Genomic DNA, 20,383 nt, shown 5'->3' with positions numbered 1-20,383 from the left:
TGCTAAGTTTATTAGAAAAAAAGAACTAAAGAAAACCTTAGCAAGGTCGATAATAAAACAATAAATTTAATCTTTAGTTTCTAGGGACCATAATATAAATATGGGGGGATTAAATTGAAATTTAAAAACTTAAGAAGCAGAACCTTATTTTCAATATTGCCAGTTGTAATAGCATCTATGGTTATTGTTACAATAATAAGCTATTTTAGTTCAAAGACTTTAATTAATAAAGAAATAGGAACTAAAATGGAGAACCAGTTAAAAGCCAGCAGTGAGGAAATACAAAAGAAACTCTTAAAGCATCAACAAATAACCCAATCTCTTAGTAAGACAGTTGAATCATCCTATAAGGTTATTAATGAAGATAACTATTCTAATATTCTTAAAAATGTAATTGGAACCAATGAAGAAACCTTAGGAGCAGGGGTATGGTATGAGCCTTATAAGTTTAACAATAGCAAGAAGTATTTTGGACCCTATGCTTTTAAGGATAAGGGAGTTATAAAGTATTCAGATGAATATAGTAATGATAATAGTAAATACAATGAAGAAGAGTGGTATAAGATAGGAGTAAATAGTAGTAAAGAAATCCAATGGTCAAAGCCATATATTGATAAAGTAAATGACATAAGCATGGTTACTTCTACTAGCCCTATTTATGATGAAAATAAAAACTTTATGGGGGTAGCTACTTCAGATATAGGTCTTTCCACAATACAAAGTATGATAGAAGAAGTTAGAATAGGAGATACAGGTAGAGCCTTTTTAATTGATAGTTCAGGAGTTTACATAGCGGATAAAGACAAAGATAAAATAATGAATAAGAATATAAATGAAGAGAAAAATGAAAGTCTTAAGAAGCTAGGAGAAGAAATACTTAAGAATAAGGCTGGACAATCCTCCTTTAAAGAAGGTAAAGAAGAAAATATTATATACTATATGACTATACCTAACGTGGACTGGGCTATAGGTATGTATATTAATAAAGATGAATTATATAAACCTGTTCAAGGTCTTTTACTTAACCTTGTTATTGTTGGAATAATTGCAGTTATAGTTTCAATAGTTGTGGTAACTTTATTTGCAAGATATTTAACTAATAATATAAGTGGTGTAAAGGGAATGGCTATGTCAATAGCAGAAGGTGATCTTACTAAGACATTAGAGGTTAAATCTCAAGATGAAATTGGAGAAATGTCAAATTATATAAATAAAATGGCTGAGAACTTAAGAAGTATAATACTAACCATAGGAGAGAACTCTCAGGATATGAGTGCAGCTAGTGAGGAACTTTCAGCTATGGTTCAGGAGATTACTTCTCAGGCAGAAACAATAGGAGAAGCTGCCAATGGTATAGCCTCTAATTCTCAGGATGCTAGTGCAGTATCAGAAGAGGTAAATGCTTCTGTAGAGGAAGTTAGTGCTAGTATAAATATACTTTCTAATAAGGCTATGGATGGACGACATCAGTCAGAGGAAATAAGTGAAAGAGCAATTAAGATAAGTGAAGAAGCAAAGGAGTCCAGCTTTAGGGCGAAGGATTTATATAAACAGAAACAAGACAATATAATAAAGTCTATTGAAGATGGGAAAGTAGTATCAGAGATTTTAGTTATGGCAGAATCCATAGCTAGTATATCTGAGCAGACTAATCTTCTTGCATTAAATGCAGCTATAGAGGCAGCTAGAGCTGGTGAAAGTGGTCGTGGATTTGCCGTGGTTGCAGATGAAGTGAGAAAGCTTGCTGAGGAATCTTCTAAAACTGTAGGAGAAATACAAGACACAATAGGTAAGGTTCAGAAGGCATTTAAGAACTTATCCAATAATTCTGTGGATATACTAGAATTTATAAATGGGGAAGTATTAAAGGATTATGAGCTTTTAGTTGATACAGGAGATAAATATAATAAGGATGCTGAATTCTTAAATATTATGTCTAAGGATATTTCAGCAATGTCTGAGGAAGTTAATAAGACTATTACTGAGATAAGTAATGCAATACAAATAGTTGCAGAGAATTCAGAAACTACTGCAGATAGTACTGAAGGTATATTAAACAGCATTAAAGAAACTGCAGAGGGAATGAAGCAAGTTTCTGCAACAGCTCAAGGACAAGCAGAAACAGCAGAAAAATTAAATGTAATGGTTCAAAGATTTAAAATTTAATAGTATAATATAAATAGGGGTGGCTTTAGGGTCACCCTATTTATATATTGTAATTTTAATATAAAGAAATTTATTAAATAGAAAAGGAGGAGGGGCAGTGGCTTATAATTACGAGATATTAATAAAGTTAGCAGAGAGGGCTGCATTACTTCTTACCTGTTTATTTGTAATAACCAGGATACCAAGATTTAAAGAAATATTTCAAAAGGATGCTTATGAAAAGAAGGATTTAATTATTCTTTGCATAGTGTTTTCTATGTTTGCAGTTTTTGGAACTTATACTGGGGTACATGTAGAAGGGTCCTTAGTTAATGTTAGAATAATCACTGTAATATCTGGGGGAATATTATTTGGACCCTTTGTAGGTATAGTTACAGGATTAGTTTCTGGAATACATAGATATATAATAGATATAAATGGAATAACCTCAATACCTTGTCTTATAAGTAGCATAGTTGCAGGCCTTGTATCGGGATATATAAATAAAAAAATTGAAAAACATCATAGATGGATCGCTGGTATAATTGCAGGAATGTTTTGTGAGGCACTTACCATGGGACTTATACTGATTCTTACAGAGCCTTATGAAATAGGATTAGGTATAGTATCTAAAATAGCCTTTCCTATGATACTTGGAGAAATTAGTGTAGGATTTATTGTTCTTTTAGTTGAAAGCGTTGAAGAGGAAAAGGAAAAGGTGGCAGCAAAGCAAGCAAAACTTGCCTTAGATATTGCCAATAGAACATTGCCATACTTTAGGAAAATTAATAGTGAGTCCTTAATTAAAATATGTAATATTATAAAAGAAGAAATAGAAGCAGATGCTGTTGCTATAACTGATAGAGATAATATTTTAGCCTATGTAGGGGTTGGGAGTGAATACTACAATATAGGACATGAAATCATAAATGAAGCTACTAAGATTGTTATAAATACAGGAGAAATGAGTATAAATAATAAAGATGCAGATAATAAAAGTAATAAAATAAAATCTTCTCTTATAATACCACTTAAGGATAAGAATAATGTAATAGGAGCTTTAAAAATATATTATACTAGAGCCCATAAAATAACTTATTCTATTCAAAGTCTTGGAGTAGGTCTTTCTCAAATTATTTCTACCTTAATGGAGGTTTCTAAGGTTGAACAGATAAAGGAAATGGCTAATAAGGCAGAGATTAAGGCTCTTCAAACTAAGATAAATCCTCATTTTCTTTTTAATGCCTTAAATGCTATAACTTCTTTTATAAGAATAAATCCAGATAAGGCAAGGGAGCTTATAATAAATCTTTCAAGTTATTTAAGATTCAATTTGGAGCTAAATGATGAATTTATACATATAAGAAAAGAACTTAATCAGGTGAGGGATTATATAGAGATAGAAAAGGCTAGGTTCGGAAACAAGCTTAAAGTGGTTTATGATATTGATGAGGTAGAGGTAAAGATGCCAAGTCTTATAATACAGCCCTTAGTTGAAAATGCAATAGTTCATGGAGTGCTTAAAAATAAGGGTCAAGGAACAGTTACTATAAGAGTAAAGGATGAGAAGGAAAAGGTTAAAGTAGTAATAGAGGATACTGGTATTGGTATAGAAGAGGATATAATAGAGAGGGTATATAATGATAATATGCCAGATAATAAGATAGGTCTTTATAATGTTCATTTAAGATTAAAACTTATTTATGGAGAGGGACTTAAGATAGAAAGATTAGAGAAGGGTACTAAAATAGAGTTTTTTGTAAAGGGGTGATTTTATGAAGGCTATAATAGTGGAGGATGAATTTTTAGCTAGAGAAGAACTTAAATATTTTATAAAAAATTATAGCAATATTGAAATTGTAGATGAGTTTGAGGATGGAATAGATGTACTTAAATTTATTCAAGAAAATCAGGTGGATGTAATATTTTTAGATATTAACATAGCATCTCTTGATGGAGTTTTACTTGCAAAAAATATAAGTAAATTTTCTAAAAAACCATATATAGTTTTTATAACAGCTTATAAAGAACATGCAGTAGAAGCTTTTGAGGTAGAGGCTTTTGATTATATCTTAAAGCCTTATTCTGAAGAGAGAATAAAATCTATGTTAAAAAAGTTGGAACTTAGTTATAAGGATAGAAATGATGAAGAGCATAAAACATCAGTACGTAGTAGAATAAGTCTTTGGAAAAATGAAAAGATAATAGTTGTGGATATAGATGAAATCTACTATTGCGAGGCAAAGGAAAGGGTAACTTATGTTTATACTAAAGATGAAGAGTATTCTGTAAATATGAGTATATCAGAGTTCTATAATAGCCTTCCAAAGGAGAAGTTTTTCAAATGTCATAGATCTTATGTGGTTAGCATAACAAAGATTAGGGAGATAATTCCTTGGTTTAACAATACATATAACTTAAGATTACAGCATGTAGAGGCTGAAATACCAGTAAGTAGAAGCAATATAAAAGAGTTTAAACAAATAATGAATATATAAATGTATTTTATGTAGGTTTTTATGCATTTCATTCAAGAAACACTAAAAACTCATAACCCTAGGTTTATAATTAAGACATAAAAAAGAAATCATAGTAAAAATCTTAAGAATAAAACTAGGGAGTGAGTTAAATGAAAGAAAAGAAAGTTTACGGATTTATAATGCAGGCTCTAATTTTTTCAACTATAATGCTTTTATCTAATGTTATTGTAAAGGTTTTGCCGGTACCTATGCCAGCATCAGTTATAGGAATGGTGATACTATTTTTACTACTTTGCACAAAGGTTGTAAAGCTGGAAATGGTAGAAGGTCTTGGAGGATCATTAACATCTAAAATTGAATTTTTCTTTGTTCCATCAGGAATATCAGTTATAAATTCTCTTCCAGTTATGGAGAAGTACGGAATACAAATTTGTTTAACAATATTTATTGCAACTGTTATATTACTTGGTATTACAGGATTATTCTCAGACCTTATATTAGGAAAGGATACATCAAAAGAACTTAATGCTAAGGATAATAAGATAGATTTAAAAGATAGAAACAATAAAGGAATAGATAATAAAACTTCATTAGATAAGTTAAAGGAGGTTGTTTAGTATGACTCCATATTTCGGAATAGTAGTTTCTTTAGTAGCCTATGGCATTGGTAAGGTTTTGTTTAGTAAGACTAAGGGGTTCTTCCTCTTTACACCTTTATTTGTATCTATGATACTTGGAATACTATTTTTAAAACTAGGCAATTTCTCTTATGAAGAGTATAGTAGCGGAGGAAAAATAATAAACTTCTTTTTAGAACCGGCAACAATTGCCTTTGCCATACCTTTATATAAACAAGTAGATAAGCTTAAAAAATATTGGTGGCAAATACTATCAGCTATTACAGTAGGTTCAGTATTCTCAGTATTAATAGTTTATATATTAGGAAAAGTATTAAGCTTAGATTTAGCTGTTATGAAGTCAATGCTTCCAGAAGCGGCTACTACATCTATAGCATTACCTTTATCACAAGGCATGGGAGGAATACCTTATATAACATCCTTTGCGGTTATATTTAATGCAGTTATTGTATATGCTGTAGGAACTAACATCTTGAAATTATTTAGAATAAAGAATCCTATATCAAAGGGACTTTCTTTAGGAACAGCTGGACATGCACTAGGAGTTGCAAGAGGTATGGAACTTGGAGAAGTTGAGGCAGCTATGGGAAGTATAGCAGTAGTTGTAGTTGGAATTATTACAGTAATAGTAGTACCTATATTTGCTCAAATTATGGGATTATATTAGTAAAGAATTTTGAATTATGGCTTTAAAGTCTAATATTAATTAAGTAAGTAGTAGAATTTAAATGAAATTTATAAAATATAAAAAATTATACAAGGTTATAAAAAATGGATGAAAAGCTTAAATGGTAGTTTTTCATCCTTTTTTATATTATAAATTAATTTTGAAAAGAATATTTACTAGAAATATATCCTTTATTTTTATATAATTAAGAAAAAACTTTATAAGGAGATAAAATGTTTAGTACAGAGGGAATTTTACAAATTTTAAATGATTTTAGTTATATAGCAATTCCTTTAAGTATAGGAATAAGTACTTTAATAGCGGTATTAGGAGTACTTCCTTCAGTTTTTATAACTGGAGCTAATATAATGTTTTTTGGAGTTTATTATGGATTTATTATATCTTTAATGGGGGAAGTTATAGGGGCAGGAGTGTCCTTTTATATTTATAGAAAGACCTTTAAAAATAAGGTCCATACAATAAAAGGAAAATATAGGGTTGTAGATAAGATATTAGAGTCTAAGGGAAATAAGGCCGGTATGTTAGTTTTAGAAGGAAGACTTATACCTTTTGTTCCATCTGGAGTTGTAACCTTAGCTTCATCAGTTAGTAATATTAACCTTAGTATATTTCTTATGGCTACTTTTGCTGGAAAGGCACCTTCCATTGCCTTGGAAGTATTAATAAGTTATGATGTTATAAATATAAATAGTAATCTGCCAAGGCTTATTATAACATTATTGGCTTTAGTTCTTATAGGGTTTACAATTAAAAGTAAAGAGGAGTCAAAGGATTAAAAGTTTATATATACTTTAATAAGTATTAGTCATAAAAATAGAGTAAGGTGTAGTTTAAATACCTTACTCTATTTTTATATAAATGTTTTAGACACCTATTTTACTTTTATTTATATAAGCATATATTTATTGATAATAAGGGTACATATTAAGCAAAGAATAAGGGTAATTATTGAAAATAGGGAAAGGATTTTACTTTCATGCCATCCTTTAAGTTCAAAAGAATGATGAATAGGTGTCATAGGAAAGAGTTTTCTACCTGTTATCTTAAAAAATATAACTTGTATTATTACAGATAAAACTTCAATTACAAATATAAGACCTACAATTAATATTGTTATTTGTAAATTTAGTATTAGTGCTATTGAAGAAATAATACCTCCAAGGGCTAGTGAGCCAGTATCTCCCATAATTATTTTAGCGGGATAAGAATTAAATTTTAAAAATCCTAATAGTGATCCACAAAGAATAGAGGAAAATAGGGCTAAATTATAATGATTTGTAATTATGCTTATCACTGTGAAGAATGTTAATATAATTAAGATTAATGTAGTGACAAGTCCATCAACGCCATCAGTTAAGTTTACTGCATTAGTTGTGGATAAATAGAAGAATAGGGTAAAAGGAATATAATATATTCCAAGATTAAGGAATCTAGGGATAAAAGGAATAAATATTTCTTTACTAATAGAGGGATTAAAATAAGTAAAAAAAGATAAGAAACCAGATACTATTATTAATAGTACAAGTTTTTGAAAGGGAGAGAGTCCCTTATTATGTCTACCACATATTTTTAATACATCATCTATAAATCCTACGGCGCCAAATAGTAAAAGAGATAAGATGCAAATTAATACTTCAACATTTTTGTATCCTAAAAAAATCATTGATAGTAAAACAGAAGAAAGAATAAAAATAATTCCCCCCATGGTAAGAACCCCAGTCTTTTTCTTGTGGTTCTTAGGAGCTTCTTCATTTATAGGCTGACTAAATTTTAATAGTTTAAATATAGGAAGAATTAGAGAGTAAGAGACCATAGAAATAAAAAAGCTTATAAGAGTAAAGAGAATAATATGGTTCATTAAAACCACCTCCTAAAATATTGATAAATACATTTTTTATTGTAAGTTATATAAATATTAAGTAAAGGTTATTTCAAATTCCTGAAATAGATTTTAGGGTAGGAATAGGTAAAACCTTGGTAAATAAGGAATACAAGGTATAAGAAAAAATATCACTTTGTTAAATAGAAAATATTTAGTAAAATAGTAGTTAAGATTTTTCAACTTATTGAAAAAATATGATATATAAGATAGGGTTTCTAAGGAGGGGAAAAGGTGAGTTATTACAGCTTTGAAGAAGATATTATAAGAAATATAAAAAACAACACAATATGGATAGTTGAAAATAATTATAGAGGGAGTCAAACCTTAGCAGCTAGTAAGCTAGATATAAGGGTAAATACTTTAAATACCTATATAAAAGGAAATACTAAACCATCAATAGCATTTATATATAAGATATGCAAGGAAAATAATATTTCTATAAATGATTTTTTTACTATAAACCTTAGAGAGAATAAGAGAGAAGGAGTTAAAAAGCAACAAATAGAGGGAGTATATAATAAATTTGTGGGAAAATATTATACTTACTTTTTTGTAGTAGATTCTAATTCATTAAAAGAAGGTCTTATTCAAGAAGGGGTAATTAACATAAATTATAAGGGAGAAACAGATTTTGAAATATTAAATACCAATAAAAGATTTATAGGACATTTCACATTTTCTAATGAGTTATTATTTTTAAATCTTAAAGATAATAAAGAAAAAGTAAGTATTACAATGAAAAGTCCTAGTAAAACTATAAAAGAAAAATATATTTCTGGAGTTGGAATTATTAATATATCTTCTCCTGAAGATAATAGAGTTCCTAGTTCTCAAAAGATTATCTTAAGTAGAGTTAGAATTCCTATAGATAAATATTTTAACACCTTAAAAGAATTTCTTTCTTTAGGTTTAGAAATAAAAATAAAAAAGAAATTTTTAAGAGAAATATTTATAAAACATATAAATATAGAAAAACATAGAATAAATGAATTAAATACATTAATAGAACATAGGAGAATATCAGATGAGGACAAGATATGTCTAGGATACAAGGAAATTAAGTTTATACAAGAATTATTAACTAAAGAGGAGTTTATAATAGTGCAAAGCCATATTTTAAGTAGTGAAAATATTAAAGATGTAGTTTTTATAAATAGCATAAAGGCCAATGTAGAAGATAATAGAATGATATATAAGTTTATAAAAAATGAATTTAAGGACAAGGTAAAGTTTAAGTAATATGAGATTTTATTAATTTAAAATAAATAACCTTATAGGGTTTTAATATAAATACTTAACTTATTCATTGAAAGATACCGGTAATTTATATGATATTAGGTAGGGGTGTAAATAACCCTATAGTACTTTAAAATATTACTTTTAAAGTTAATAGTATGATTTAGAAGAAGTGTAAAGTATATGTATAAATTTTAGGAGGAAAAATGAAAAAGTCTTTTAAAATAAAAATAATAATAAGTTTTTTAACTCCAGGAATTTTAATTTTAAAAACCATTCTAAAAAATTATCCTTATGTAATAGAAAATTACTATTCTAAAGGGATAAATAAGTTTTTAATAAAAATATTAAGTAAAGTTACAGGAGTTTTTCCTTTTTCTTTAGCTGAGTTTTTAGTTGGGATTTTATCTATAACTTTAATTATTCTTATTATAAAATTACTTAGAAATTTTAATAAAAAAGAATTACCTAATAGCATACTTAATATAACTTCTTATTTATCTCTTTTGTATTTTTTATTTATGGTTATGTGGGGATTTAATTATTACAGACTTCCATTAAGTAATATAATTAATTTACCTGTAGAAAAATCATCTAAAGAAGATTTATATAATTTATGCTTAAGCCTAGTAGAGAGAGCTAATGCCCTTAGGGAAGAATTAGATGAGGATTCTAATGGAGTTATGAAACTCCAGTTAAGCAGTAAAGAGGTTTTTAAAGAGGGAAAAATATCCTATGAAAATCTTAGTGAAAATATAAAAGAATTAGATGGGGAGTATGGATTAGCTAAAGGAATTATATTATCAAAGCCTATGACTTATACAGGTATAACAGGAATATATATGCCTTATACAGGAGAGGCCAACGTAAATGTAAACATAACAGATATGATGTTACCATCTACAGTTTTACATGAGATGGCTCACCAAAGAGGGTTTGCAAGGGAAGATGAAGCTAATTATATTGCTTATGTTGGAGGAGTAAATCATCCAAGAAAAGAGTTTCAATATTCGGGAATAATGTTAGGATTAATACATTCTGTAAATGCCTTAGGAGACAAGGACATGGAAGCTTATAAAAATATAAAAAGTAAATATTCTCGGAAGGTAAGAAGAGATTTAAACTATCAAAGTGAATTTTGGAGTAAATATGAAGGAAGTGTAGAAGAATATGCCAGTAAGGTCAATAGTAATTACTTAAAATCTAATGGACAAGGTGACGGTGTAGAAAGCTATGGAAGAATGGTGGATCTTCTTATGGCAGAATATAAGAAAAAATTAAAAGGAGACTATTATGGAGGATAAGAAAAAGCAGCTAATAGAAGTTTATAATATTTTAACTAGTAGTGGAGTATATTTTTACTATGACAGTGAGGATATTCAATACGGAGAAGTGACTAATATGTATATAGGAGAGAATTCTAATATGTTTCTTCAAATTGATTTTGAAAAGGAGTATGAAATAACATTAGAGGATTTTCAAATATATCATAGTAAGGAAAATATTAATTATTATGATTGGACTGATATAAGAAAGTTTGATGAAATTTTGGATGAGTTAAATTAATGAATATAGTGAATTAAATAATAGTAGAAGGTAAAAAAGAATTAAGCTTTAAGCAGGTAAATTTTATAATTTACCTGTTTCTATATTTATAAAATAAAAGGATGTAAAATCCATTTTAATAAATAAATTTTACATCCTAAAAAAATATATATAACTATTATTAATCTCTACAATATTTGGAGTGCTTACAATTAACATGAATATGAACTGCATGAGTATAGATTTTTATTTCCCCGCATTCATCTTTTTTATAATGATTATCATGTTTATTACAAGGCCTTGAAGATGGAGCTTCATATTTTTCAAATTCTTCGTATTTATCATAAAGTTTAGATTCATCCATAGCTAATCTCTCCTTGTAATTATAATTTATAATATGGTTTATAATATATGATATTAAGATTATATAAATATGTGATAGAAAAGGAGGGAGTAGTTATGAGAATATATGATGGAAAACTTATTAATGATGAGTTAAAGTTTGGAGTTCTTACAACAGAAAATATTGAACAAGCTATAGAAAGAGCAGGAACTAAGAGAGGAAATAAGGGCTTGGAAGCTGCAACTACTGCCATAGAAAGGGCTAACTTAATAAAAAGTATATAAGTTTCTTCACTGTAATAAGGTAAAGTAGTACAAAGAAAAATTGACATAATAGTTGAAAAAATGAAATTTTTAATATATTGTATATCAATAAAAACAAATCCATAGCTAAGATGTATATGCTTTAGTTATGGATTTATTTTTTTGCATATATGAAAAGAGAGACTATAGCCATTGAATATAAAGGGTTATAAAGATATTTAACTTTAAAAAATATATTTATTTTTAAGTTAAATAGAATTTAAAAAATATTTTAATTAAATATACTATCAATAAAATGAATCTCTGAACGATAAGTTTAATGAAAATAAAATTATTATTAAAGTCGAACGAAAAATGTTGATTTATATTCCATATCTTATATAATTATTTATAATATGGAATATACAAAGAAAGGAAGTGAAAAATGAAAAAATAATTTTTGCTTAATAATTTTTAATTAACAACTTTTAATTAATAAAAAGGGGGAGAAAAAATGAGTAAAAATTATAAAAAAATGACTAAATCATCATGTAGCAGAAAAGGTTTTGCTAAGTCCTTAAGTATGATGACCATAGCAGCGGTGTTAATTGCTAATAGTACGGTAAGTGTTTTTGCTAAAGAAGTAAGTAAAGAGAAGATAAGTAAAGATGGGGTAAAGGTTCTAGGTAAAGAGGTAAATAAGAAGGATAGAGAACCTGGTGGTAAAAAAGTTCTAGATGATGAAAAGGTTTTAGGTAAGGAGAAAATTTCAGATACTGAAAGAATAGAAAGAGCAGAAAGCGTTAGCTATAGTGAAACAAGGAAATATACCTTTAAGGAGTTAAATGCTCTAAGTTATAGTGATTTAATAAAAACAATTAAGTCTATAAAATATGGGGACGTTCCTGAATTATTCCAGTTTAATAATGATAGCTATGAGTTCTATAAAAATGAGAATCGTGTACAGGCCCTAATAGATGCTCTTACTAACATAGGACAAACTTATACAAAGGAAGATGATCAAGGAATAGAAACTGTAGTTGAATTCTTAAGATCTGCTTTTTATCTTGGATATTATAATCAGCAGCTTAAGTATTTAAATACAAGAGAGTTTCAAAATAGATGTATACCTGCTATTAAGGCTATAGAAAATAATCCAAATTTTGGTTTAGGAACAAAGACTCAAGATAAGGTTGTAGAAAATCTTGGTAGCTTTATAGGTAATACCATATGTAACCCAGAAACAGTTAATGGTGTGATTAAAATATTTGATCAATATGATAGTAATTTAGCAGCTTATTCTAAAGAGAACAGCAAGGGAAGAGCAATATACGCATTAATGAAGGGGATAGACTACCAAATAGTAAATGTAGATCTTTATGGAACGGCACCTAAGGATACCATTTTCTATGGAAAAATAGATGGATATATAGGAGCTTTAGAAAGAGTAGCTCTTCTAGGGAATAGGTTAACAAGTGACAATAAGTGGTTTGCTGAGAATGGAATATATTTTACAGGAAGAATGGGTAATCTTAGAAATGATCCTAGAATATCTCAAAAGGCATTAACTGATGCTATGATGATATATCCTTATTTATCTTCTTTATATTACACTGCTGCAGAAAGGTTAGATGAAAACTTTGATGGTAAAAACTCTAATGGAGTTGCTATAGACTTAGAAGCTCTAAAAGAATTAGGAAAAGAAAAGTATCTTTCTAAAAATTATACATTTGATAATGGAACCTTTGTAGTAAGGGCTGGAGATAAGGTTTCAGAAGAAAAGATAAAAAGGCTTTACTGGGCAGCTAATGAAGTTAAAGCTCAATACCATAGAGTGGTTGGAAATGATAAGCCACTAGAGGCTGGTAATCCAGATGATATACTTAAGGTTGTAATTTATAACTCACCAGAAGAATATGAGATGAATCTTAAGCTCTATGGATATGAAACTGATAATGGAGGAATGTATATAGAAGGAATAGGAACTTTCTTTACTTATGAAAGAACACCTGAAGAAAGTAGATACACTTTGGAAGAGTTATTTAGACATGAGTACACTCATTATCTACAGGCAAGATATGTGGTTCCAGGAATGTGGAATGAAGGAGAGTTCTATAAAGATGGCGCTCTTACTTGGTATGAAGAAGGAACAGCAGAGTTCTTTGCAGGAGCAACCCGTACAGGAGGAATACTTCCGAGACAATCAGTAGCTAGTTATTTAGATCAAGATGAGGCAAGTAGATTATCCCTAAAACAACTCTTATATTCTAGATATGGAACATGGGACTTCTACCACTATGGATTTGCATTCTCAAACTATATGTATAATAAAAACGTAGAGATGCTACAAAGGATGACAAGCTATATTAAGAAAAATAATGCTGAGGATTATAAAAAATATATAAAAGAATTAAGTGAAGATAGTAACTTAAATAAAGAATATCAAAAATATATAGATGATCTTTTAGCAAATTATGATAACTTAACAGTGCCTCTAGTATCAGATGATTATACAAAATCACATCCAGAGAAAAGTAATAATGAAATAGTTAATGAAATAGATTCAGTTTTAGATTTAAATAACATTACAACAGAGATAAATAAATCAATGTATTTTAACACCTTTAATATTCAAGGTACATTTGTAGGTGGAAAGGCAACAAATGAAGATGCTGACTGGAAGACCATGAATAAAAACCTTGATGAAGTTTTAAAGAAATTAGAAAATAGTTCATGGAGTGGATATAAGACTTTAACAGCATATTTTACTGACTATAAGGTAAATAGTGATGGAAACTATGAGTTTAAAGTTAATTTCCATGGTTTATCTACAGATACTAAGGTTAATGTGGAAAATAAGTTACCGATAGCAGATGGAGAAGTAGATGCTACAGGAGTAACTAACGAATCAATAAAGTTTAATGGGGAAAAATCTCGTGATGAAGATGGAACAATAAAAGAGTACCTATGGGATTTTGGAGATGGAACAACAAGTAAAGAAGTTAAAGGAACCCATAACTATGAAAAAGAGGGAGTATATAAGGTTACTTTAAAGGTTACAGACGATAAAGGTGGACAAAGCGAAAAAGTCTTTGAAGTGAAAATAGTAAAAGGAAATTCATCAGGTAGAACCATTGAGACTGAACCTAATAATGAATTTAAGCAGGCTAATGGTGATGTAGTATCAGGACAAACTATTTCAGCTAGCTTTACTAAGGGAGATTCATCAGATAAGTTCTACTTTGATGTAGAAAAGGATGGAGAAGTAACCATAGATGTCAAAAATCCTAATGGATTAGGCATTAACTGGACTCTTTATAAAGAAGGAGATCTTAATAAATATATAGCATATGCTTTAAAAGATGGAACTTCACTAATCAATAGGGTGAAATTAGCTCCAGGAAGATACTATTTAAATGTATATAATTATGATAGTAATAAGTTAGGTGATTACACTTTAACTATAACTGGAGGTCTGAAAGGAAGCCTAGAGGATGGAGTTATAAAAGAGGTTGAAGGTAACAATAGCTTTGACAAGGCTATGGCTATAAAAAAAGGTAATACAGTAAATGCATATATTGATGATAATGACTACGAAGATATATATAGCTTTACATCAGACGGTGTTTCCGATGTGGAAATACTATTAGAAAAACAAGATAATATTAAGGTAAATTGGCTTCTTTATCATGAAAGTGATTTAAAGAATTACGTTGCCTATGCTAATATTAATGGAAATACTTTAAAGAATACCTATAAGGGAAAACCAGGAAAATATTATATTCATGTATATAAGCATGATACTAATACAGCAGGTAGCTATACTTTAAATCTAAAGTAATAAAAGAAAAGGTATTCTTAAAAGTATAGAAAAAAATTATTAATATAAAACACATAGCCTATATCTTAGATTACATAGTAATTAAAGATATAGGCTTATTTAATGGGAAGTAGGAAAATATAAGTAACTTATAGGGATGAATACATAAGTAGACCTTTGGTTAAGTTATAAAAAGTATTTAGTTGACTTTTTCATAATCATTCGGAAATATAAAGGACCTTTTAGGTCTTTTTTAGGAAAAAACAAATGAAATATAATAAACATAAAGAGGATGGTATACTATGGAGCTAAATAAAGATTGTATTGATATTTTAAAATATATGAAAGAAAAAAATGATTATGTAAGGATTCAAGAACTTGCAGAGAAATACAAGGTTACAGATAGAGCTATAAGATATAAGGTGGATAAAATAGAAGAGTTTTTAGTGAAGAATGGCTTAGGATACCTAGATAAGCAGCACAGTAAAGGGGTAAAATTACCTAACAATAAGAAAGTAGTGGACTTTATCAATAAATTTGTAGGAGACTATACCCCTTATAAATATGTTTATTCAAAGGATGAAAGAATTAAGTTTATAATTGTAAAACTTCTTCAAAGTAGCAAGCCTATAACAATAGGAGAATTTGAAAGTAAACTATGTATTTCTAAAAATACTGTTTTAAAAGAACTAGATGAAGTAGAGATATGGCTAGAAAGTAAGGATTTAGAACTTTCTAGAAAGCCCAAAGTTGGAGTTTTAATAGAAGGAGAGGAAATAAAAAAGAGGAAGGCTTTAATTGAAATAACTTCAGAGACAGTTTCCTCAGAAGCTTTAGTAAATTATATATCAAGAAGAATGATTCAATCCAAAATAAATAATCTTCAGTTTGATATATTATTTTCAGATATAGATATAGACTTTATAGATAATATAATAAGACATGCAGAAGTGGAGCTTAATAGGGAATTTAGTGATGAAGCGTATGGAGGTCTTATAACACATCTTGCCATAATGATAAAAAGAATTCAATTAGATAAAGAAATACATCTACCAGATATCAACAATGAGGTAGTAAAAAATACAAAGGAATATGAGGTTTCAGGAAATTTAATTAAAAGAATAGAAAAACATTATGGTATAAAGGTTCCAGAGGTTGAAAGAAGCTATATAGTTATACATCTTCTTGGAGCAAAAGTTTTAAGAGATAATGAAATTTACAAAGATGATCAATATAAACTTAACGATCTATATGGAGTAGTAAAAGCAATGACAGAGGAAATTGAGGAGATTTATACTTTAGACTTTGGTGAAGATAAAGAAAAACTCTTAGATGATCTCCTTCTCCATTTAAGGCCAAGTTTATATAGGATAAAGTATGGAGCTAATCTTATAAATCCATTATTTGATGAGATAAAGCTTAACTATAGGGATTTATTTTCTAAGGTAAAGATGGTAGCTAAGCATTTAGAGGATTATGTGGGTAGTACTATAGATGATCACGAAATATCATATATCGTAATTCACTACGCAGCAGCTTTGAGAAATTACAACCAAAAACATAATAAAAAAGCAAGGATTGTATTAGTGTGTGGAACAGGAATAGGAACAGCTAAGATAATATCTTCATATATATGTGAAAAGTTTAAGGTTGATATAGTTTCAACTACAGCCAGCAGAAATATATTAAGTTTAGATAAAAGTTCTTATGATTATATAATAACTACTGTTGATATACCAGATCTTAGAGAAGATGAATATATAAAAATAAGCCCTCTTTTATTAGAGAAGGATTATAAAAGTTTAGAGAAGTATTTAGCTGTTAACCATAAATCCAAAGTTAATTCAGAAGAGACATACGTTGTAAAAAGAATTATGAATATAGTTGATAAATATTGTGATATAAGAGATAGAGAGCAGCTACAATATGAACTTATGTATGAACTTAAAAGAAGAGAAGAATACACAAAAATAGAAGAAAAAACATATGTACTAAAAGATTTTATAAAATCGGATACTATAAGACTTAAGGCAAATTGTAAGGACTGGAGGGAAGCTATACATTTAGGATGTGAACCTTTAATAGAAAAAGGATCTATAGGAGAGGATTACACTAAGGAAATAATAAAAAACTTAGAGAATATAGGTCCTTATATGGTAATAGCACCTTCTATATGTTTAGCTCATGGAAAGTTAGATAAGGGAATAGAGGGAACATCTATGAGTCTTTTAAATTTAAAGTATCCAGTTAAGTTTAATAATGAGCTTAATGATCCAGTTAAACTTATAATAACCTTTGCTACAGATGATGATGAAAGACATTTAAATGCTTTATCAAACCTTATGGAACTTATAACCAATAAGGAGGATGTGCATACTGTTATGAATTCTTCATCTAAGGAAGAGATTATCGAGCTTATAAATAAATACTCTAAGTAGATTTAAGGAGGGAACTAAATGAAAAAAGAAGAATTGAGTTTACTAGAAGAAAAGTGCCGCAGAGTGCGTAGATTAATAATTAAGGAAATAGGTCATTTAGGAACAGGGCACGTGGGAGGAAGTCTTTCAGAGGTGGAAGCTTTAGTACTTTTATATAATAAAGTTATGAACATAGATGTTAAGAATCCTAAAATGGAGGGAAGAGACAGATTTGTATTATCTAAAGGACATGGTGGGCCAGGACTTTATGCAGTCCTTGCTGAAAAAGGATATATAAAAGAAGAAGATCTATATACCTTAAATCAGCCTAATACTAAACTTCCAAGTCATTGTGATATGAATAAAACAAATGGAATAGATATGACTACAGGATCTTTAGGTCAGGGGATATCTTGTGCTGTTGGTATGGCTATGGCTTCTAACATAAGAAAAGATGGAGCTTATATATATGCAATGGTAGGGGATGGAGAATGTCAAGAAGGTCAGGTTTGGGAATCAGCCCTTGCTGCATCAAGCTTTAAACTTAATAATTTAATTGCTTTTGTAGATTTTAATAAGCTGCAATTAGATGGACCTTTAACTGAAATAATAGAAATGTCACCTATGGATAAAAAATGGGAATCCTTTGGATGGAATGTTATAAATGTAAATGGACACTCCTTAGAGGAAATAGATAGTGCTATAGAAGCTGCAAAAATGCAGCATAAGCCTACTATGATAGTGCTTCATACCATAAAGGGTAAAGGTGTATCCTTTATAGAAGAAATGGGATTTAAGAATCATAGTATGAGTCTTACAAAGGAACAAATCGAAAAAGCTCTTGAAGAACTAAAGTAGGAGGTGTTTAGTTATGGAAATGAGACAGGTTTTATGTAAAGAATTAGAAAATTTACTTAAGGAAGATGAAAGAGTTATAGTTATGGATGCAGACTTAGCAAGTGCTAATGGTACCTTAGCTCTTAGAGATAAATTTAAAGATAGGGCTTTAGACGTGGGAATAAGTGAGCAAAATATGGCTAGTATGGCAGCAGGAATGAGTGCCTATGGTATGAAGCCTTTTATATGTACCTTTACTGCCTTTGCTACAAGAAGAATATGTGACCAAATAGCTATATCTATGTCTTATGCAAAACAAAATGTAAAGATAATAGGAACAGATGCAGGGGTTTCCTCTCAACTTAATGGAGGAACTCATATGAGTACTGAGGACATAGGAGTTCTAAGAAGTATTCCTGATGTAACTATAGTTGAAGTAGTAGATGAAGTACAGTTAGAACAAGCTATTAAGACTTTAGCTAATCATGAGGGTGTAGTTTATCTTAGAATGGTAAGAAAGGATGCACCTAAGGTATTTGAGGATGATTATAAGTTTAATTTATATAAGGCTGATACCTTAAAAGAAGGGAAGGATGTAACAATATTTGCTACAGGACTTATGGTATCAGAAGCTTTAAAAGCCTCAGAGAAGCTTAAAGAAGAAGGGATAGAGGCAGAAGTTATAAATATCCACACAATAAAGCCGATAGATAGGGAATCTATAATAAAGTCAGCTAAGAAAACAGGAGCTGTGGTAACTTGTGAAAATCATAATATTATAGGTGGATTATATAGTGCTGTTTCAGAGGTACTTTGTGATGAGCTTCCTACACCTGTTAAGGCAGTAGGAATAAGAGATCACTTTGGAGAGGTAGGAAAGCTAGATTTCCTAATGGATAAGTTTAATATGACATATGAAACTATAGTAGAAAAATCTAAAGAAGTAATAAAAATGAAAAAATAAAGGTAATAGTATAGACTATTAATAAGTGGGTTTGTAGAAGCTTAATGCTGATGCAAACCCACTTTCATTAAGAGCTATAATACAAGGATATAATCTTATAAATCTAAGGGATCTAGATTGAAAAAGCCAATTAATTCTTATGGATATATGGGTTTGTAGAAGCTTAATGCTAATGCAAACCCATTTTTCCTTATTTAATATCATATTTAAAAAGTTCAATTTTTCAAATTCACTTAGAAGTAGAAGGGAGTGAAAACATATTCAAAGAGAAAAAATAATTTTATATAATAATATCATAGAGAAAAACAAATAATAAATAAAACCAAAACAAAGAGAGAGGACTTAAGATGTTAGATAAGTTAATAACTTCAGAGGTTATAAAGGTAAAAGAAAGATGTGAAGATTGGAGGGAGGCTATAACTTTAGGAGTAAATATTTTAATTAATGAAGGAAGAGTGAAAAAGGATTATGAGGATGCTATATTTAGAAACTTTAAAGAACTAGGTCCTTATATGGTAATAGCTCCAGGAATAGTTTTATCCCATGCAAGGCCAGAGGATGGTGTTTTAGAAACTTCTATGAGTTTAGTAACATTAGAGAATCCTATAGAATTTGGAAGTGAGCTTAATGATCCAGTGAGCTTAGTGATTACTTTAGCTGCTACTGATAGTACGGGGCATATGGGAGCTTTAGCAAATCTTATGGAGCTTTTTATGAATAATGAAGATTTAAATAGGGTTATTAAAGCAAATAACAAAGAAGAAGTTTTAGAAATAATAAGCAAATATAGTAAGTAATTTTAAATATAAGTAAAAAATAAAAATAGAAAGAAATTTAAGGAGGAATATATTATGAAAATATTAGTATGTTGTGGAAGTGGACTTGGAAGTAGTTTTATGATTGAGATGAATATAAAGAAGGTATTAAATGAGTTAAATGTTACAGGAGTAGAAGTTAACCATTCAGATTTATCATCAGCAAAGGGAATGCCTTCAGATATATATGTAGGGACTAGAGATATAGCAGTACAATTAACAGGACTTGGTGGAGAAGTTATTTCTTTAAACAATATGATAGATATAAATGAGCTTAAAACAAAGCTTCAAGAAACTCTAACTAACATGGGAAAAATAAAATAAATTTATA

At 29.1% G+C, this 20,383-nt stretch carries 17 protein-coding genes and 1 pseudogene; 16 read left to right on the top strand and 2 right to left on the bottom strand.

Annotated elements, in window-relative coordinates; genetic code table 11:
• Window positions 1-114: 114 nt before the first annotated feature.
• From BR69_RS0100555 to BR69_RS0100530, 6 genes are all read left to right on the top strand, one after another.
• Entirely contained in the window at window positions 115-2,166 is a 2,052-nt protein-coding gene (locus BR69_RS0100555) for a methyl-accepting chemotaxis protein (RefSeq protein ID WP_027631428.1), read from the top strand.
• Between the two features lie 97 nt (window positions 2,167-2,263).
• Window positions 2,264-3,916, top strand: coding sequence for a sensor histidine kinase (locus BR69_RS0100550; RefSeq protein ID WP_027631427.1), 1,653 nt, complete (start codon window positions 2,264-2,266; stop codon window positions 3,914-3,916).
• A gap of 4 nt (window positions 3,917-3,920) precedes the next feature.
• Window positions 3,921-4,643, top strand: a complete 723-nt coding sequence (locus BR69_RS0100545; RefSeq protein WP_027631426.1) for a LytR/AlgR family response regulator transcription factor — start codon at window positions 3,921-3,923, stop codon at window positions 4,641-4,643.
• 131 nt (window positions 4,644-4,774) lie between these two features.
• Complete coding sequence (lrgA, locus tag BR69_RS0100540; protein ID WP_027631425.1) at window positions 4,775-5,242, top strand: antiholin-like murein hydrolase modulator LrgA; 468 nt, start codon at window positions 4,775-4,777, stop codon at window positions 5,240-5,242.
• 1 nt (window position 5,243) lies between these two features.
• On the top strand, window positions 5,244-5,930 hold the full coding sequence (lrgB, locus tag BR69_RS0100535; protein WP_027631424.1) for an antiholin-like protein LrgB: 687 nt from the start codon (window positions 5,244-5,246) through the stop codon (window positions 5,928-5,930).
• Window positions 5,931-6,163: 233 nt separating this feature from the next.
• A complete protein-coding gene (locus BR69_RS0100530) occupies window positions 6,164-6,727 on the top strand; it encodes a TVP38/TMEM64 family protein (protein ID WP_027631423.1) in 564 nt (187 codons plus the stop codon).
• Window positions 6,728-6,837: 110 nt separating this feature from the next.
• On the opposite strand, the gene mraY is transcribed toward BR69_RS0100530, so the two are convergent.
• Window positions 6,838-7,809, bottom strand: coding sequence for a phospho-N-acetylmuramoyl-pentapeptide-transferase (gene mraY, locus BR69_RS0100525; protein WP_027631422.1), 972 nt, complete (start codon window positions 7,807-7,809; stop codon window positions 6,838-6,840).
• Between the two features lie 255 nt (window positions 7,810-8,064).
• Here mraY and BR69_RS0100520 point away from each other — a divergent pair, with 255 nt between their 5' ends.
• The 3 genes from BR69_RS0100520 (at window position 8,065) to BR69_RS0100510 (ending at window position 10,635) form a co-directional block, all read left to right on the top strand.
• Window positions 8,065-9,072: a helix-turn-helix domain-containing protein gene (locus BR69_RS0100520; RefSeq protein WP_027631421.1), complete on the top strand. Its 1,008-nt coding sequence runs from the start codon at window positions 8,065-8,067 to the stop codon at window positions 9,070-9,072.
• A 203-nt stretch (window positions 9,073-9,275) separates the two neighbouring features.
• On the top strand, window positions 9,276-10,373 hold the full coding sequence (locus BR69_RS0100515; RefSeq protein ID WP_034848993.1) for a DUF3810 domain-containing protein: 1,098 nt from the start codon (window positions 9,276-9,278) through the stop codon (window positions 10,371-10,373).
• Window positions 10,363-10,635 carry a hypothetical protein gene (locus BR69_RS0100510; protein WP_051623423.1) on the top strand — a complete coding sequence of 91 codons (273 nt, stop codon included), beginning with the start codon at window positions 10,363-10,365 and terminating at the stop codon, window positions 10,633-10,635. The genes BR69_RS0100515 and BR69_RS0100510 overlap by 11 nt, the downstream gene beginning before the upstream one ends.
• Window positions 10,636-10,795: 160 nt before the next feature.
• On the opposite strand, the gene BR69_RS0100505 is transcribed toward BR69_RS0100510, so the two are convergent.
• A complete protein-coding gene (locus tag BR69_RS0100505) occupies window positions 10,796-10,978 on the bottom strand; it encodes a hypothetical protein (RefSeq protein WP_027631418.1) in 183 nt (60 codons plus the stop codon).
• Window positions 10,979-11,115: 137 nt separating this feature from the next.
• On the opposite strand from BR69_RS0100505, the pseudogene BR69_RS21335 reads away from it, so the two are divergent.
• The 7 genes and pseudogenes from BR69_RS21335 to BR69_RS0100465 all read left to right on the top strand — a co-directional run.
• Window positions 11,116-11,241: pseudogene (locus tag BR69_RS21335) on the top strand (6,7-dimethyl-8-ribityllumazine synthase); the annotation flags it as partial.
• A gap of 472 nt (window positions 11,242-11,713) precedes the next feature.
• Window positions 11,714-15,040 carry a collagenase gene (locus BR69_RS19585; RefSeq protein WP_034848990.1) on the top strand — a complete coding sequence of 1,109 codons (3,327 nt, stop codon included), beginning with the start codon at window positions 11,714-11,716 and terminating at the stop codon, window positions 15,038-15,040.
• A gap of 281 nt (window positions 15,041-15,321) precedes the next feature.
• Window positions 15,322-17,457 (top strand): BglG family transcription antiterminator, encoded by a 2,136-nt coding sequence (locus tag BR69_RS0100490; protein ID WP_027631417.1) that lies wholly within the window; start codon window positions 15,322-15,324, stop codon window positions 17,455-17,457.
• 18 nt (window positions 17,458-17,475) lie between these two features.
• Entirely contained in the window at window positions 17,476-18,294 is an 819-nt protein-coding gene (locus BR69_RS0100485) for a transketolase (protein ID WP_027631416.1), read from the top strand.
• Between the two features lie 13 nt (window positions 18,295-18,307).
• Window positions 18,308-19,237, top strand: a complete 930-nt coding sequence (locus tag BR69_RS0100480) for a transketolase family protein (protein WP_027631415.1) — start codon at window positions 18,308-18,310, stop codon at window positions 19,235-19,237.
• Between the two features lie 347 nt (window positions 19,238-19,584).
• Entirely contained in the window at window positions 19,585-20,034 is a 450-nt protein-coding gene (locus tag BR69_RS0100470; protein ID WP_027631413.1) for a PTS sugar transporter subunit IIA, read from the top strand.
• Between the two features lie 54 nt (window positions 20,035-20,088).
• Window positions 20,089-20,376: a PTS sugar transporter subunit IIB gene (locus BR69_RS0100465; RefSeq protein ID WP_027631412.1), complete on the top strand. Its 288-nt coding sequence runs from the start codon at window positions 20,089-20,091 to the stop codon at window positions 20,374-20,376.
• The last annotated feature ends 7 nt before the right edge of the window (window positions 20,377-20,383 follow it).

Source organism: Clostridium hydrogeniformans DSM 21757 (genome assembly GCF_000686705.1).
Classification (GTDB): Bacteria; Bacillota; Clostridia; order Clostridiales; family Clostridiaceae; genus Clostridium_Z; species Clostridium_Z hydrogeniformans.
This window is presented reverse-complemented; position numbering and strand designations above follow the sequence as displayed.